This window comes from Nocardia terrae, assembly GCF_009760405.1.
GTDB classification, from domain to species: Bacteria; Actinomycetota; Actinomycetes; order Mycobacteriales; family Mycobacteriaceae; genus Nocardia; species Nocardia terrae.
The window spans coordinates 198,900-212,688 of record NZ_WRPP01000002.1 but is presented as its reverse complement, the minus strand read 5'-3'; the positions used below and the strand labels follow the sequence as shown (position 1 = coordinate 212,688).

Genomic DNA, 13,789 nt, shown 5'->3' with positions numbered 1-13,789 from the left:
ACGCTACGCCCCGCCCGGCGGTGTCCCGCGTCCGTGCGCGCGTTCGTAGACCTCGCGCGCGGACGCGGCCCGCTCGCGTTCGCGGTGGTCGGCCAGGGCCGGGTCGAGGCCGTGCTTGGCCAGGCGGGCGCGGCGGAAGACGTACATGAGGGCGGCCGTGAAGTAGATCAGGGGCAGGTACAGCAGTGCCATCATGGCCAGCCCCATCCACAGCGGGCCGGGAATGAGCAGGAACAGGCACAGCGGCGGGATGATCGGGATCAGGACGCGCAGCATGTAGCGCCGCGCCGCGCCCGGGCCGGTGAGGTCGTCGATCACCCATTGCGACATCGACGCCGGGAGCTTGCCGCCGGCGATATAACGCAGGCGCTGAAAGAGATTCGGGGTGGTGGGCTCGCTCATCGGTGGCTGCTTTCGACGGGGCTGGCGACGAGTTCGCGGGCGACGGCGATCGCGTCGGGGGTGTGCTCGAACAGGTGGCCCGCGCCGTCGGCGGGTAGCGCGCCGATCGCGGCCAGGCGACGCCGGTGGTCCTCGCGCAGGCCCGAGATGAGCACGGTGATGCCGCGGTGCTCGAGCTTGCCGATGGCGTCCTTGAGAGTGAGCGCGCCGGTGGTGTCGAGGGCGGTCAGATGCGACATGCGCAGGATGACCACGCGCACATCCGACAGCTCGGCCAGTTCCAGCAGGAACCGGTGCGCGGCGGCGAAGAACAGCGGGCCGTCGAGGCGGTAGGCCACGATGTGGTCGTGCAGCAGATCGTGCTCCTCGGCCAGATGGTCGGCGTCGTCGAGCGGAATCTGGTGCAGCCGCGCCTCTTTGGCCACCGAACGCAAGGCCAGCACGACCGCGATACCGACGCCGACGGCGACGGCGGTCACCAGATCCATGGCGACGGTCACCACGAAGGTGATGGCCATGATCGCGGCGTCCCCCTTCGAGGCGCGGGCGATGGCGGCCAGCGAGGCGGTCTCCACCATGCGCACGGTGGTGGCCAGCAGCACTCCGGCCAAGGCGGCCAAGGGAATCCAGGCGACCAGGCTCGAGGCGAGGTAGATGATGGCGGCCAGCACCACCGCGTGGATCAGCGCGGCCAGCCGGGTCCGCGCGCCGGAGCGCACATTGACCGCGGTGCGCGCGATGGCCCCGGTCGCGGGCACGCCGCCGAACAGTGGCGCGGCGATATTGGCCAGGCCCTGACCGAACAGCTCGCGGTCGGGGTTGTGGCGGGTGCCCACCGCCATGGAGTCGGCCGCGGTGGCCGACAGCAGTGATTCCAAGGCCGCCAGCGCAGCGACCGCCAACGCGGGGGCGAGCAGCGAGCCGAGCTGGTCGAGGTGCAGGAAATCCAGTGTGGGAGCCTGCAATCCGGACGGGATGGTCCCGATGAGCGCCAGGTCGAGGTGGAACAGCTTGGCCGCCAGCGTCGCGAGCACGACGGCCAGCAGCGCGAACGGCAGCTTCGGCAGGTAGCGGCCGCCGATCAGCAGGACCGCCGCGACCGCCAACGCGGTGGCGATGGACACCCAGTCGGGGTGCGCGGCGAACTGCCGCACCGCGTCGAACGCCGACTGCCACACCTTCTCGCCGTGCGCGTGCGCGACGCCCAGCGCGGACGGAAACTGTTGCAGCGCGATGACCACCGCGATGCCCGCGGTGAAACCCTCGATCACCGGGGCGGGCATGTAGCGCACCGCGCGCCCGACCCCGGCGACCGCGAGCACCACCAGCACGAGCCCGGCCAGCAGCCCCACGGCCAGCACCCCGCTCGCTCCGTGCTGATGGAAGATCGGCACCAGTACCACCGTCATGGCCCCGGTCGGCCCGGTCACCTGGAATCGGGAGCCGCCGAACACCGCGGCGATCGCGCCCGCGACCACGGCCGTGGCCAGTCCGGCCGCCGCGCCGAGACCGGAGCTGATGCCGAAGCCCAGCGCCAGCGGCAGCGCCACCAGCGCGACGACGAGTCCGGCGAGCAGATCCGCGCCCGGGGCACGTTTCACCGGCGCCCAGTCGGATCTGGACGGTAGTAGTGATGCCACGGTCAGAGCGCCTCGGCCAGACGCATTTTCAGGGCGGCGAGCTCGGCGCGCAGGGCGTCGGGCAGGCGGTTGCCACCGATGGTGGCGTACCACTCGTCGATCGACTCGAGCTCGCGCACCCATTCGTCGACGTCCACGTCCAGGGCCGCGTCGATGAGGCCGCGATACCCCGCGCCCAGTCCGTCGAGATCGAGGGCCTCCGAGGTCGGGACGAAACCGATCGGGGTGCGGACCGCCTCGGCGGTCCCCTCGAGGCGTTCGAGGGCCCACTTCAGCACGCGCACGTTGTCGCCGAAGCCGGGCCACAGGAACTTGCCGTCGGCGCTGCGGCGGAACCAGTTGACCTGGAAGATCTTCGGCAGCTGCGCGCCCTCGCGCGCGCCCATGGCCAGCCAGTGCGCGAAGTAGTCGCCCACGTGGTAGCCCAGGAACGGGAGCATGGCCATCGGGTCGCGGCGCACGACGCCGACCTTGCCCGCGGCGGCCGCGGTGGTCTCCGAGGACAGCACCGACGCGGTGAACACGCCGTGCGCCCAGTCGAAGGACTCGGCGACCAGCGGGATGGTGGTGGCCCGGCGCCCGCCGAAGAAGATCGCCGAGATCGGCACGCCGCGCGGGTCGTTCCATTCGGGTGCGACCGACGGGCACTGCTCGATCGGGGTGCAGTAGCGCGAGTTCGGGTGCGCGGCAGCGGTTCCGGACGCAGGCGTCCAGTCTTCGCCGTGCCAGTCGACGAGGTGGGCCGGGGGCTGCTCGGTCAGGCCCTCCCACCAGGCGTCGCCGTTGTCGGTGCGGGCGGTGTTGGTGAAGATGGAGTTGCCCGCCTCGATGGTGGCGATGGCATTGGGGTTGGTCTTCGCGCCGGTTCCCGGTGCGACGCCGAAGAATCCGGCCTCCGGGTTGACCGCGTAGAGCCGCCCGTCGGCCCCGAAACGCATCCAGGCGATGTCGTCGCCGACGGTCTCGGCCTTCCAGCCGGGCAGCGTGGGCTCGAGCATGGCCAGGTTGGTCTTGCCGCACGAGGACGGGAACGCCGCGGCGATGTAGTGCGTCCTACCCTGCGGCGAGGTCAGTTTCAGGATGAGCATGTGCTCGGCCAGCCAGCCCTCGTCGCGGCCCAGCACCGAGGCGATGCGCAGCGCGAAGCACTTCTTGCCGAGCAAGGCGTTGCCGCCGTAGCCGGACCCGTAGCTCCAGATCGTGCGGGACTCGGGAAAGTGCGCGATGTACTTCGTCTTGTCGCAGGGCCACGCCACATCGGCGTGTCCATCGGTCAGCGGCATCCCCACCGAGTGCAGGCATTTCACGAACTCCGTTCCCTGCGTGAGCTTCTCCCACACCTGCGCGCCGGAGCGGGTCATGATCTGCATCGACACCGCGACGTATTCCGAATCGGTGATCTGCACACCGTATTTCGGCTCGCCGGCGTCCAGCGGTCCCATGCAGTAGGCGATCACGTACATGGTCCGCCCGGCCATCGCGCCCCGGTAGTGCTCGGTCATGACCGTGCGCATGTCGACCGGGTCCACCCAGTTGTTGGTCGGTCCGGCATCGCTCTCGTGCTCCGAGCAGATGAAGGTCCGGTCCTCCACGCGCGCCACGTCGTCGGGATCCGACACGCACCAGAACGAGTTGGGCTTGGCCGCCAGCGGCACGAAGGTCCCCTTGGCCACCAGTTCCCCGGTGAGCCGATCCCACTCCTCGCGAGACCCGTCGCAGAAGACGACGCGCTCGGGCGCGGTCAACTCGGCGATCTCCTCGACCCAGGTCAGGATGCCGGAATGGTCGGTCGGAGCCGGTGCGGTGGCGACCGCGGAGATACGTTCGGGCACGGCGAACCTTTCTTCACGAAACAACTAGGTATGTAGTTTAGAAAACAGGAAATCAGCGAGGTCGGCGACCCCCTGTTCGAATCGAACGGGGGTCGGCTAGGCGGGTTGTTCGAGGGCCTCGGCCTGGCCGGTGACGACACCGGTGAGGATGACCCGGGCGACCGCCAGCAGTTCGGCGACCTGCGGCGAGGTCAGTTCGTAGGTGACCGAGAGCCCTTCGCGGCGGGCGGTGACCAGTCCGGCGCGGCGCAGAATCGACAACTGCTGGGACAGGTTGGCGGCCTCGACGCCGATCTCCACGAGCATCTCGGAGACGGCGTGGTCACGCTGGCTGAGCAGTTCGAGGACGCGGATGCGGACCGGATGACCCAGCGTCTTGAAGAAGTCCGCCTTCATTTGATACAGCGGCCGTTGCATTCCTGGCACAGTTGCAGAGTTTAGCAAGCAGGACAATCATCGCCGGACCGGGTTACAGATCATTTCCCGCGTAGGACAGGTTGAAGCTCTTGTTGACCAAGGGGAAGTCGGGCACGATCGTCTCGCTCATGGCCACCGGGAGGGCAGGCCAGTTGAACCACGACGGGTCGACGATCTTGGCGCGGGTGAGGCGGCCGGCGTCGTCGATCTCCACGCGGTGCACGATGGTGCCGCGCCAGCCCTCGACGATGCCGACACCGCTGCCGACGCGCGGACCGGTGTCGAGGTCGCCGGTGAATTCCGTTCGGCCACGGTGGTTCACGACGATCTCGGTGACCAGTGCGACCGAGGCCGCGAACTCGTCGCGCCGGACCGTGTAGCGGGCGAGCACGTCGCCGGTCTCGGCGCGGATCTCCTCGATCGGCAGCTCGACGACGGGATGGTCCAGGCGGGCGTCGGTGACCAGACCGCTCGCGCGCGCCGGACAACCCAGGCAGCCCAGCGCCCGGGCGTCGTCGGCGGCCAGCACACCGGTGCCCGCGAAGCGGTCGTAGATGATGCCGTTGCCGAGGGTCAGGGTGGTCAGCTCGGCCAGGTCGGCCGCGAGGGACGCCAGCCGGGCGGGGTCGGGCAGTCGCCGCAGGGTCACTCCGCCGGGGCGGATCGCGCCGCGCAGCAATCGATGTCCGGTGACCTCGGCATTGATCCGCAGGAGTTCCTCGCGCAGCCGCAGCGCATGCGCGTTGGCCAGTCCGAAGCCCACGTCGTTGGCCAGCGCGCCCAGGTCGGCGGCATGGTTGTAGAGCCGCTCGAGCTCCACCAGCAGGGCACGCAGCCGCTGTGCGTCCTCGGGAACGGTTGCACCGCACGCCTCTTCGACCGCCAGGCAGTGGGCCAGCGCGTGCGCGGCCGAGCTGTCGCCGCTGACCCGCTCGGCCAGTTCGGTTGCGCCGGTGGCCGATCGGCCGTGGAAGAGCCGTTCGATGCCGCGGTGGACGTACCAGAGCCTGGCCTTGAGCCGCACCACGGTCTCCCCCACCACCGAGAACCGGAAGTGCCCGGGCTCGATCAACCCGGCGTGCACCGGGCCGACGGGGATCTCGTAGACGCCCTCGCCGCCGACGGTGAGGAAGCGCAGCTCCCCGGAGCCGCCGAATTCGGGTGGGGTGGTCGGCGCGTCGGCGCGCATGGGGTGCCAGTCCTCGGGCCAGTGCGCGTGCCGCACCAGGCGGCGCGGCCGGGGATGCCCGCGCAATCCGATCCCGTACAGGTCGCGCATCTCGCGTTCGAACCGTCCGGCGGGAAAGGACATGTAGGCCAGCGACGGCAGCACCGGATCGTGCACGGGCAGCAGGCATTCCAGTTCGACGCGGCGGTCGGGGCGTCCGGCCAGGAACAGGTGGACCACGCGCAGCGGCGGGCGGCCGTCGTCATGGGCGGCCACCAGGGCCAGCCGGTAGCCCGCGCCGAGCAGCTCCTCGGCGGCGTCGGTGAGGTCGTCGACGGCGACCAGGCGGCGGGTCCGGTTCATCGGGCGGCCACCTGCTGTGCGGCGGTGGTGAACAGGTCGGTGAGCGGTCCGGCGGTGACACCGAGCGCCAGGGCCGCGGCGACGCCGACCGCGAGCGCGGTGGCGAGGGTCGCGGGCACGGCGATGGCGGGTGCGCCGGAGGGCGCGGGCCCCAACAGGATTCGGCTGCTGTTGCGGACCAGGGCGGCGAAGGCGATGGCGATCAGCAGCAGCGCCGCACCGAGCGCCCACGCCAATCGGGCGTCGGCGAGCGAGCGGGCGATGGCCAGTTCGCTGGCGAACAGGGCGAAGGGCGGCAGTCCGAGCAGCGCCACCATGCCGAGGGCGAAAGCCGTTCCCAGCACCCGGGATCGGGCCGCCACCGCGGTGATCGAGGAGATGGCGGTGGAGTCGTGGGCGGCCTGCAGCGGACCGGTGGACAGGAACAGCACGGTCTTGCCGACGCCGTGGGCCAGCACGTGCAGCAGCAGCGCGGCGATGGCCAGGCGGGTCCCGGCGGCCGCGGCGACCGCGACCAGTCCCATGTTCTCCATGGACGAATAGGCGAGCATGCGTTTGACGTCGCGGGTGACCGTGAGCAGCAGCGCCGCGATGGCCAGGGTGAGCAGGCCCAGGGTGAGCAGACCGGCGCGCAGGTAGGTGGTTCCGATGGCCGGGTCGGCAACGGCCTTGACCCGCAACACCACCGAGAACGCGACCGCGAGCAGCACCCCGCTCATGAGCGCCGACACCGGGGCCGGGGCCTGGCTGTGGGCGTCGGCGAGCCAGGTGTGGAAGGGCGCGAGCCCGACCTTGGCGCAGTAGCCGATGAGCAGCAGCCCGGCTGCCAGGCGGGTGACGGCCGGATCGAGATGCGTTGCGCGGGTGAGTAATACATCCAGGTCCAGGGCATGCTCGGTGGGCGCGCCCGCGTGCCGGGCCGCGAAGTACAGCAGCACGGTGCCCAGGAAGGCGACCACGATGCCGACCGAGCAGATCACCACGTATTTCCAGGTCGCCTCCAGCGCCGCCTTGGTGCGGCGGTGGCCGACCAGGAAGGCGGTGGCGACGGTGGTGGCCTCGACGGCGGTCCAGATCACGCCGATGTTGTTGGCGCACACCGCGACCACCATGGCCGCCAGGAATGTGGGCACCAGGGCCGCGTAGGCGCGAGCCGCTTTCGCGTCGGTGTGGCCGTGGGCCAGTTCGGCGTCGATGTAACCGATTCCGGCCCAGGTGGCGAGGGTGCCGACGACGCCGATGACGCTCAGCATGGTCACCGACAGCGCGTCGGCCCGCAGCAGTCCGTCGACCAGGACCAGCTCGCGGCCGTGCAGCCCGATACCGAGGGCGATCGCGCACCCCAGGACGGCCAGCGCGGCGGCGACGGTGAGAAGCGCTGTGGCACGCCGCCATCCGCCCAGGGCCCCGGCGATCGCGGCGGCGACGGGCGCGAGCATGGCGGACACGATGGTCGCGGTCATTCGTGCAACTCCCGCAGTTGGTCGAGATCGGCCCCGCCGAAGGTGCGGCGCAGGCGGCCGGTGAGGATTCCGATCACCATCACCGCGAAGAACACGTCCAGGGACACCCCGAGTTCGACGATGAGCGGAACGCCCGCGGTGAGCAGGAAGGCGGTCGCGGCGATTCCGTTGTCCAGCATCAGGAATCCGGCCGCCTGGGAGACGGCGTGGCGGCGGGTGGCCATGACGAACAGGGCGATGAGGATGACGGCGAAGGCCGCGGGCACGGCGGCGGTCTCGGGTCCGGGTTGCAGGTTGACCAGCGGCCGGGTCACCGCGAATGCCACCACGGTGAGCGCGGCCGCGATCAGCAGCGAGGCCGCGGTGTTCACCAGCGGTGTGGCCTCACGGTATTCGCCGCGTTCCGCGCCGACGGCCCGGCCCAGCAGCCACGGCAGGACTCCCGCGCGCAGGCCGAGCACGATGCCGCCGACCACCAGCAGCGGCAGGTCGCGGTGCTGGACGCCCTCCGCGAGCGGGATCACCGCCAACGCCGCGCCTTGCACCCCCAGCAGCCAGGTGATGGCGCGCAGGTCGCGCCGCCAGACCACGAAGACCGCGGCCAGCACCATGGCCCCGGCGGCGAAATCGAGCAGGCTGGCATAGCCGTTGGCGGTCATGCTCCCCCTCGTGCGGTGAAGAAGTTGGCCGCGGTCACCGCCAGCAGCGCCAGCAGGAACGAACCGGCGAGCAGTTCGGGGACGCGGAAGAGCCGCAGCTTGGCGATGAACACCTCGGCGAAGGCCAGGGCCACCGCGAGCACCACCACCTTCGCGGCGATGGCCAGCACGCCGAGGCCGACCGCCGCGACCCCGGGCGCGCCGCCCGCGATGCCCCAGGGCAGGAACAGATTCGCCAGCAGGGCCAGCAGCACGGTCAGCCGCATGGCGGCGGCCCATTCGATGAGCGCCAGTCGCGGACCGGCGTATTCGAGGATCATGGCCTCGTGCACCATGGTCAGCTCCAGGTGCGTGGACGGATTGTCCACCGGCAGCCGGCCGGTCTCGGCGATGATGACGATCACCAGCGCGGCCGCGGCCAGCACCGCGCTCAGGGTCGCCACCCGGCCGGGATGATCGATGGTATTGCGCACCAGCGCACCGAGATTCGAGGATCCGCCCGGAATCGAGAGGGCGAACACCGACAGCAGGATGGTCGGCTCGACCAGGGCGGCGATGACGGTCTCCCGGCTGGCCCCCATGCCGCCGAAGGCGGTGCCGGTGTCGAGCCCGGCCAGGGTCAGCGCGACCGTGCCGAGGAACAGCAGGCCCACCACGGCGAACAGATCGGCCGCCCCGTCCAGCGGCGACCCGGTCGCGACCAGCGGTGCGACGGCGGCGATCACCAGTGTGGTGCCCGCGAGAACCAGTGGGGCGCAGGCGAAGACGACGGTGGTGCCGGTCGGGATGATGGACTGTTTGCCGAACTGCTTGCGCAGGTCGCGCCACGGCTGGGTGACGCCCGCGCCCGCTCGGCCCTCGGCGCGGGCCCGCACCTGCCGCATGACGCCCGCCACCAGCGGGGCTCCGGCCATGACGCCGCCGATCTGGGCCGCGCCCGCGAGGTAGGACAGCGCGGTCATCGCGACACCACCAGCACGATCAGCACGCCCAGCGCGCCGTAGGCGAGATAGAGGTGGACGCTGCCGTTGTGGGCGCGCGCCACCGCGACCGCGGCCGTTCGCACCGCGCGCACGACCGGCCGGTAGAGCCGGGTTTCGACGGTGTCGGTGTGGCGGGCGCGGTAGGCGACCTTCTCGACCAGGTATCGGGATTCGGCCAGCGGGGTGATCTCGATATCGGTGTCGGGGCGCAGCACGTCGTCGAAGACCCGTTCCAGGGGCTCGGCGAAAGAGGTTGCGGTGTATTGCATCCGGGCGCTGGGCTGGTCCGCGCCGCAGGCCCACAGCGGCAGGGTCGCGGTGGCGGGATTGCGGCGGGCGCGCAGGGTGGTCGCCGTGGCGACGGCGGCCACCGCGAGGGCCAGCGTGAGCGCGAGGACTCCGGGCGAGATGGATCCCGACATTCCAGGCAGTCGGACCATCCAGCCCAGACCGGCGAAGTCGCGGGCGGCCGAGACCGGCAGCTCCCCGAGGACTCGCTCCAGGGCCGGTCCGGCCACCATGGGGACCACCGCCAGCACCGCGCACACACACGCGCACAAGGCCATTCCGGTGATCATCGACGGCGTCGCCTCGCGTGCCTCGGCGGCGTGCTCGGAACGCGGGCGGGCCAGGAAGCCGACCCCGAACGCCTTCACCATGGCCGCCACGCCCAGCCCGGCGGTCAGCGCGACCGCGCCCACCGCCAGCGGCGCGGCCAGCGTCACCACCGGATCACGTTGCGCACCGGTGTGGATCAGGGATTGCACCAGCAGCCATTCGCTGACGAATCCCGCGCCCAGCGGCAGTCCCGACGCACCCAGCGCGGCGATGCCGAACAGTGTCGTGGTGGCGGGCATGCGGCGGGCGAGGCCGCCGAGGCGATCCAGGTCGCGCAGTCCCGTGGCGGCCAGGACCGAGCCGGCGCACAGGAATCCGAGGCTCTTGAAGGCGGCGTGGGCCATCAGGTGCAGCAGCGCGGCCGCCATGGCGACGGTGGCCGCGGCGGTGGATCCGGCCGCGCCCAGCAGCGTCGCCGCGCCCAATGCCAGCGTCACCAGGCCCATGTTCTCGGTGGTCGAGAAGGCCAGCAGCCGTTTGAGATCGGCGGCCACCGACGCCTGCAGCACCCCGTAGACGGCCGTGATGCCGCCGATGATCAGCAGGGTCAGACCCCACCAGCGCGGGCCGGGGCCGAGCAGTTGCAGATCGAAGCGCACGATGCCGTAGACGCCGAGGTTCACCATGGCGGCGCTCATCAGTGCCGAGACCGGGCTGGGCGCTTCGGGATGGGCACGCGGCAGCCAGGCGTGCAGCGGCACGAGACCGGCCTTGGACCCGAATCCGGCCACGGTGAGCACGAATACGGCCGCCCGGGTGCCCTGCGGCACCGCGGACAGGCCCGCGAACTCGTCCGCGCCGCCCGCCGCGGCGCTCGCCACCAGCAGCCCGGCCAGGATCGCGGCGAATCCCAGCTGTGTCATGACCGCGTAGAAGACTCCGGCCGTGCGGGCCGAGCGGCGGTGGTGTTCGGCGAAGACCAGCACCAGCGAGGCGATCGCCATGGATTCCCAGGCCAGCAGGAAGGTGGTCACCGATCCGGCCGCGGGCACCACCAGCATGGCGGCGACGAAGATCGGCAGCACGGCGAGCGGCACCGGGCCCAGGTGCTCGCGCCGGGCGTAGCCGATCACGTAGGCGCCCACCGGAATCGCGACCGCGCCGGTGAGCGCGAGGAAGAATCCGCCGAGCCGGTCCAGATGCAGGTACACCCCCGACAACGGCAGCAGCCAGCCCACCGACAGTGAACGCGGTGCTCCGAACACCCCGATCAGCCCGGCGGTCACTCCGGCGACACCCACCAGCGTGGTCGCGATCCCGGACAGGACGGGACCGAAAGCGCTGTCCCGCAACGGTGTGTCGGCGGGTTTCGCGTGTCGCGCCACGGTGGCCGTCATCGGCCGGTCACCGAGCGCAGCGCGGCCACGATCGCTTCCGGCGGGGGCGGGCAGCCGGGGATCTCCACGTCCACGTCGACCAGGTCGCGCACCGCCCCGACCACGCCGTACGCATCGGCGAAAAGGCCCTTGTGCAAAGCGCAGTCGCCACAGGCGATCACCACGTTCGGCGTGGGCGTCGCGGTGTGGGTGCGCCGCAGCGCCTCGGCCATATTGCGGGTCACCACGCCGGTGACCAGCAGCCCGTCGGCGTGCCGGGGCGAGGCGACCAGCCGCGCGCCGTAGCGCTCGGCGTCGTACACCGGCCCGAACGCACCGGAGATCTCGATCTCGCACCCATTGCACGAGCCCACGTCCACATGCCGCAGCTGCAGTGAACCCCGCAGCGCCGCAGGGGTTTTCGCCGCGGGCGGCGGTTCCGGCGCGGCCTCGGCCACCCGGCCGATCCGCAGCATGGTGCGCAACCAGCCCATGGCTGTCACCGCCCGCTTCGGACGGTGGGAAGTGCAACCCTCACGAGTACGTCACCCACGGCTTGAAGGTTTAGCAGATACGCGCGCCCTGTTCCACTGTTTGCGAAACAATGAAACAAGTAAATTTCGCACACATGGTACGTTCGGTCGTTCCTCGAACCGCGCGACAGAGAGACCCCACGTGCCCATCGCCACGCTGAACGGCATTCGCCTCAACTACGACGTCACCGGCAACGGACCCCTGGTCGTGCTGGTCATGGGTACCGGCAGCCCGGGGCGGGTGTGGCGGACGTATCAGGTTCCGGCGCTGGTGAAGGCCGGGTTCCGGGTCGCCACCTTCGACAATCGCGGCATCGCGCCCTCGGAGGAGAGCGCGCACGGCATGCGCATCGAGGACCTGGTGGCCGACACCGCGGCGCTCATCGAATCGCTCGGCGGCCCGGCCTATGTGGTGGGCACCTCGCTGGGCGCGCGGGTCACCCAGGAGCTCGCGCTGGCGCGGCCGGATCTGGTGCGCAAGGCGGTCATGCTGGCCACCACCGGGCGGCCGCATCCCCTCGCCGCCACGCTGAGCAAGGGTGAGCAGGCGCTGGCGACGCAGGGCATCAAGCTGCCGCCGGAGTACGCGGCCGCCATCAAGGCCATGCTGAACCTGTCCCCCGCCACCCTCGAGGCCGACGATCAGGCCCAGCAGTGGCTCGACATCTTCGAGTACTCGGCGAGCGCGGAGCCCGCGCCGGGTGTGCTCGCCCAGATGCGAATGGACCGCTCCCGCAACCGTCTTGCCGACTACGCCCGCATCACCGTGCCCAGCCTGGTCGTCGGATTCGCCGACGATCGCATGCTGCCACCGGTTTTCGGCCGCGAGGTGGCGGACGCGATTCCGGGTGCGCGCTTCGTCGAGATCGAGAAGTGCGGGCACTACGGCTATCTCGAACAGCCCGATGAGGTCAACCGCACCATCATCGACTTCCTGAAGCAGTAAGGACCAGACGTGACCGACACCCTGCCGCCGTGCCCCGCCTGCGCCAGCGAATACACCTACGAGGTGGGCGGATTGCTGACCTGCCCCGAGTGCGCCCATGAGTGGACCCTCGAGGCCGCCGACGCGGCCGCCGACGACGGCGTGATCCGCGACGCGGTCGGCAACGTGCTCGCCGACGGCGACACCGTGACCGTGATCAAGTCCCTCAAGGTGAAGGGCAGCCCGACCGGGATCAAGGCGGGCACCAAGGTTCGCAATATCCGCCTGGTGCAGGGTGTCGGGGATCACGATATCGATTGCAAGGTGGACGGGATCGGCGCGATGCAGCTGAAGTCGAGCGTGGTGAAGAAGGTCTGAGGCCGAGCGCGCAGTGGTGATCGCAGGTTCTTCGGTATAGTCCCCGAGCAGGCCGTTTCCGGCCGTGGAGGGGATTCCGGGTCGAATGCTCGACCCGATCTGTACTAGGAGAAATGCGATGCCGTACGCGGCTGTCGGACTGCTCACGCTGGGCCTGTGGGTGTTCTGCCTGATCGACATCATCACCTCGCCCGAGGGCGGCATTCGCCACCTGCCCAAGGGTCTGTGGCTGGTGATCGTCATCTTCCTGCCCACGCTGGGCGGGCTGCTGTGGCTGATCCTGGGCCGCCCGGTCCACGAGGGTCGGCCGCAGTCGAACACCCGCTACGGCGAATACGACCGGCCCGGGCGCTATGTCGCCCAGGATCCGGCGGCCGACGAGGAGTTCCTGCGCGGGTTGCGCGAGCGCGCCGAATCGCAGCGGGCCGAGGCGCGGCGGCAGGAGGCCGAACGCCAGCGCGAGGTGGACCGCCGTCGCGAGCAGGGCGAGCAGATCTGAGCGAAACCCGCTAGCGCGCACCGAGTTCGGCGGCGATCGCGCCGGTGAGCAGCCGCCGGGCCCGGTCCAGGGTGAGCGAACCGCTGTGCCAGCGTTCGCTCAAGCCCTCGACCAGGGCCGTGAGGCGTTCGGCTACCGCGGAGGCGTCGAGATCCATTGGGATGGAACCGGTTTCCTGACCGTGCAGGATCAGCGTCTCCACATCCGAGTTCCACGAGTCGGTGTTGGACCGAAGTGGTTCGCGCAGTGCGGAATCGAACACCGCGCTGGCGCGCAGTTCTCCCCAGGCGACGCTGTTCTCACGCACCTCGTCGGCGTCCTGGATCTCCAGCAGCAGCATCTTCTCGACCTGCGCGCGCGGATCGTCGAGGTCGGCGAAGGCCCGGTCGGTATACGCCTCGGCCCGATGATTGATGTGCTCCAAGGCAGCTCGCAGGATGCCCGCGCGATCCCTGAAGTGGTAGTAGATGAGCGCGGTGGACACCCCCGCGGCGGCGGCCAGCTTGTCGACCCGCAGCCCGCGGACTCCGTCCTGTCCGATGACTCGGACGGCGGCTTCCAGGATCTGGATTCGACGATCTGACACGATTCCT

The 13,789-nt window shown here is 70.6% G+C and carries 14 protein-coding genes; 3 read left to right on the top strand and 11 right to left on the bottom strand.

Translation table 11 applies throughout. From position 1 onward, the window contains the following. Nucleotides 1–3: 3 nt before the first annotated feature. The 10 genes from GPX89_RS10780 to GPX89_RS10735 form a co-directional block, all read right to left on the bottom strand. Nucleotides 4–402 carry a DUF5313 family protein gene (locus GPX89_RS10780; protein ID WP_157387380.1) on the bottom strand — a complete coding sequence of 133 codons (399 nt, stop codon included), beginning with the start codon at nucleotides 400–402 and terminating at the stop codon, nucleotides 4–6. Further along, nucleotides 399–2,003 (bottom strand): SulP family inorganic anion transporter, encoded by a 1,605-nt coding sequence (locus GPX89_RS10775; RefSeq protein ID WP_198347464.1) that lies wholly within the window; start codon nucleotides 2,001–2,003, stop codon nucleotides 399–401. Before GPX89_RS10775 ends, GPX89_RS10780 begins: the two co-directional genes overlap by 4 nt. Nucleotides 2,004–2,044: 41 nt before the next feature. Next, nucleotides 2,045–3,874 (bottom strand): phosphoenolpyruvate carboxykinase (GTP), encoded by a 1,830-nt coding sequence (locus GPX89_RS10770; protein WP_328601699.1) that lies wholly within the window; start codon nucleotides 3,872–3,874, stop codon nucleotides 2,045–2,047. A 96-nt stretch (nucleotides 3,875–3,970) separates the two neighbouring features. After that, a complete protein-coding gene (locus GPX89_RS10765; protein ID WP_157387377.1) occupies nucleotides 3,971–4,291 on the bottom strand; it encodes an ArsR/SmtB family transcription factor in 321 nt (106 codons plus the stop codon). A 52-nt stretch (nucleotides 4,292–4,343) separates the two neighbouring features. After that, complete coding sequence (locus GPX89_RS10760; RefSeq protein ID WP_157387376.1) at nucleotides 4,344–5,822, bottom strand: hydrogenase large subunit; 1,479 nt, start codon at nucleotides 5,820–5,822, stop codon at nucleotides 4,344–4,346. Beyond that, the gene (locus GPX89_RS10755) at nucleotides 5,819–7,285 is read right to left on the bottom strand and encodes a proton-conducting transporter transmembrane domain-containing protein (RefSeq protein ID WP_157387375.1); all 1,467 of its coding nucleotides are present in this window, start codon (nucleotides 7,283–7,285) and stop codon (nucleotides 5,819–5,821) included. The genes GPX89_RS10760 and GPX89_RS10755 overlap by 4 nt, the downstream gene beginning before the upstream one ends. After that, nucleotides 7,282–7,944 (bottom strand): hypothetical protein, encoded by a 663-nt coding sequence (locus GPX89_RS10750; RefSeq protein WP_157387374.1) that lies wholly within the window; start codon nucleotides 7,942–7,944, stop codon nucleotides 7,282–7,284. The genes GPX89_RS10755 and GPX89_RS10750 overlap by 4 nt, the downstream gene beginning before the upstream one ends. After that, a complete protein-coding gene (locus GPX89_RS10745) occupies nucleotides 7,941–8,897 on the bottom strand; it encodes a respiratory chain complex I subunit 1 family protein (RefSeq protein WP_157388102.1) in 957 nt (318 codons plus the stop codon). The genes GPX89_RS10750 and GPX89_RS10745 overlap by 4 nt, the downstream gene beginning before the upstream one ends. 5 nt (nucleotides 8,898–8,902) lie before the next feature. After that, the gene (locus GPX89_RS10740) at nucleotides 8,903–10,882 is read right to left on the bottom strand and encodes a proton-conducting transporter transmembrane domain-containing protein (protein ID WP_157387373.1); all 1,980 of its coding nucleotides are present in this window, start codon (nucleotides 10,880–10,882) and stop codon (nucleotides 8,903–8,905) included. Beyond that, nucleotides 10,879–11,355: an NADH-quinone oxidoreductase subunit B family protein gene (locus GPX89_RS10735; RefSeq protein ID WP_157387372.1), complete on the bottom strand. Its 477-nt coding sequence runs from the start codon at nucleotides 11,353–11,355 to the stop codon at nucleotides 10,879–10,881. Before GPX89_RS10735 ends, GPX89_RS10740 begins: the two co-directional genes overlap by 4 nt. Before the next feature lie 181 nt (nucleotides 11,356–11,536). Between GPX89_RS10735 and GPX89_RS10730 the strand changes: the two genes are divergently transcribed. The 3 genes from GPX89_RS10730 (at nucleotide 11,537) to GPX89_RS10720 (ending at nucleotide 13,196) form a co-directional block, all read left to right on the top strand. After that, nucleotides 11,537–12,340 carry an alpha/beta fold hydrolase gene (locus GPX89_RS10730; RefSeq protein WP_328601698.1) on the top strand — a complete coding sequence of 268 codons (804 nt, stop codon included), beginning with the start codon at nucleotides 11,537–11,539 and terminating at the stop codon, nucleotides 12,338–12,340. 9 nt (nucleotides 12,341–12,349) lie between these two features. Beyond that, nucleotides 12,350–12,697, top strand: coding sequence for a zinc ribbon domain-containing protein YjdM (locus GPX89_RS10725; RefSeq protein WP_328601697.1), 348 nt, complete (start codon nucleotides 12,350–12,352; stop codon nucleotides 12,695–12,697). A gap of 118 nt (nucleotides 12,698–12,815) precedes the next feature. Beyond that, nucleotides 12,816–13,196 carry a PLDc N-terminal domain-containing protein gene (locus tag GPX89_RS10720; protein WP_157387371.1) on the top strand — a complete coding sequence of 127 codons (381 nt, stop codon included), beginning with the start codon at nucleotides 12,816–12,818 and terminating at the stop codon, nucleotides 13,194–13,196. 10 nt (nucleotides 13,197–13,206) lie between these two features. Here GPX89_RS10720 and GPX89_RS10715 read toward each other — a convergent pair whose 3' ends face one another. Then, nucleotides 13,207–13,782 carry a TetR/AcrR family transcriptional regulator gene (locus GPX89_RS10715; RefSeq protein WP_328601696.1) on the bottom strand — a complete coding sequence of 192 codons (576 nt, stop codon included), beginning with the start codon at nucleotides 13,780–13,782 and terminating at the stop codon, nucleotides 13,207–13,209. Nucleotides 13,783–13,789 lie beyond the last annotated feature (7 nt).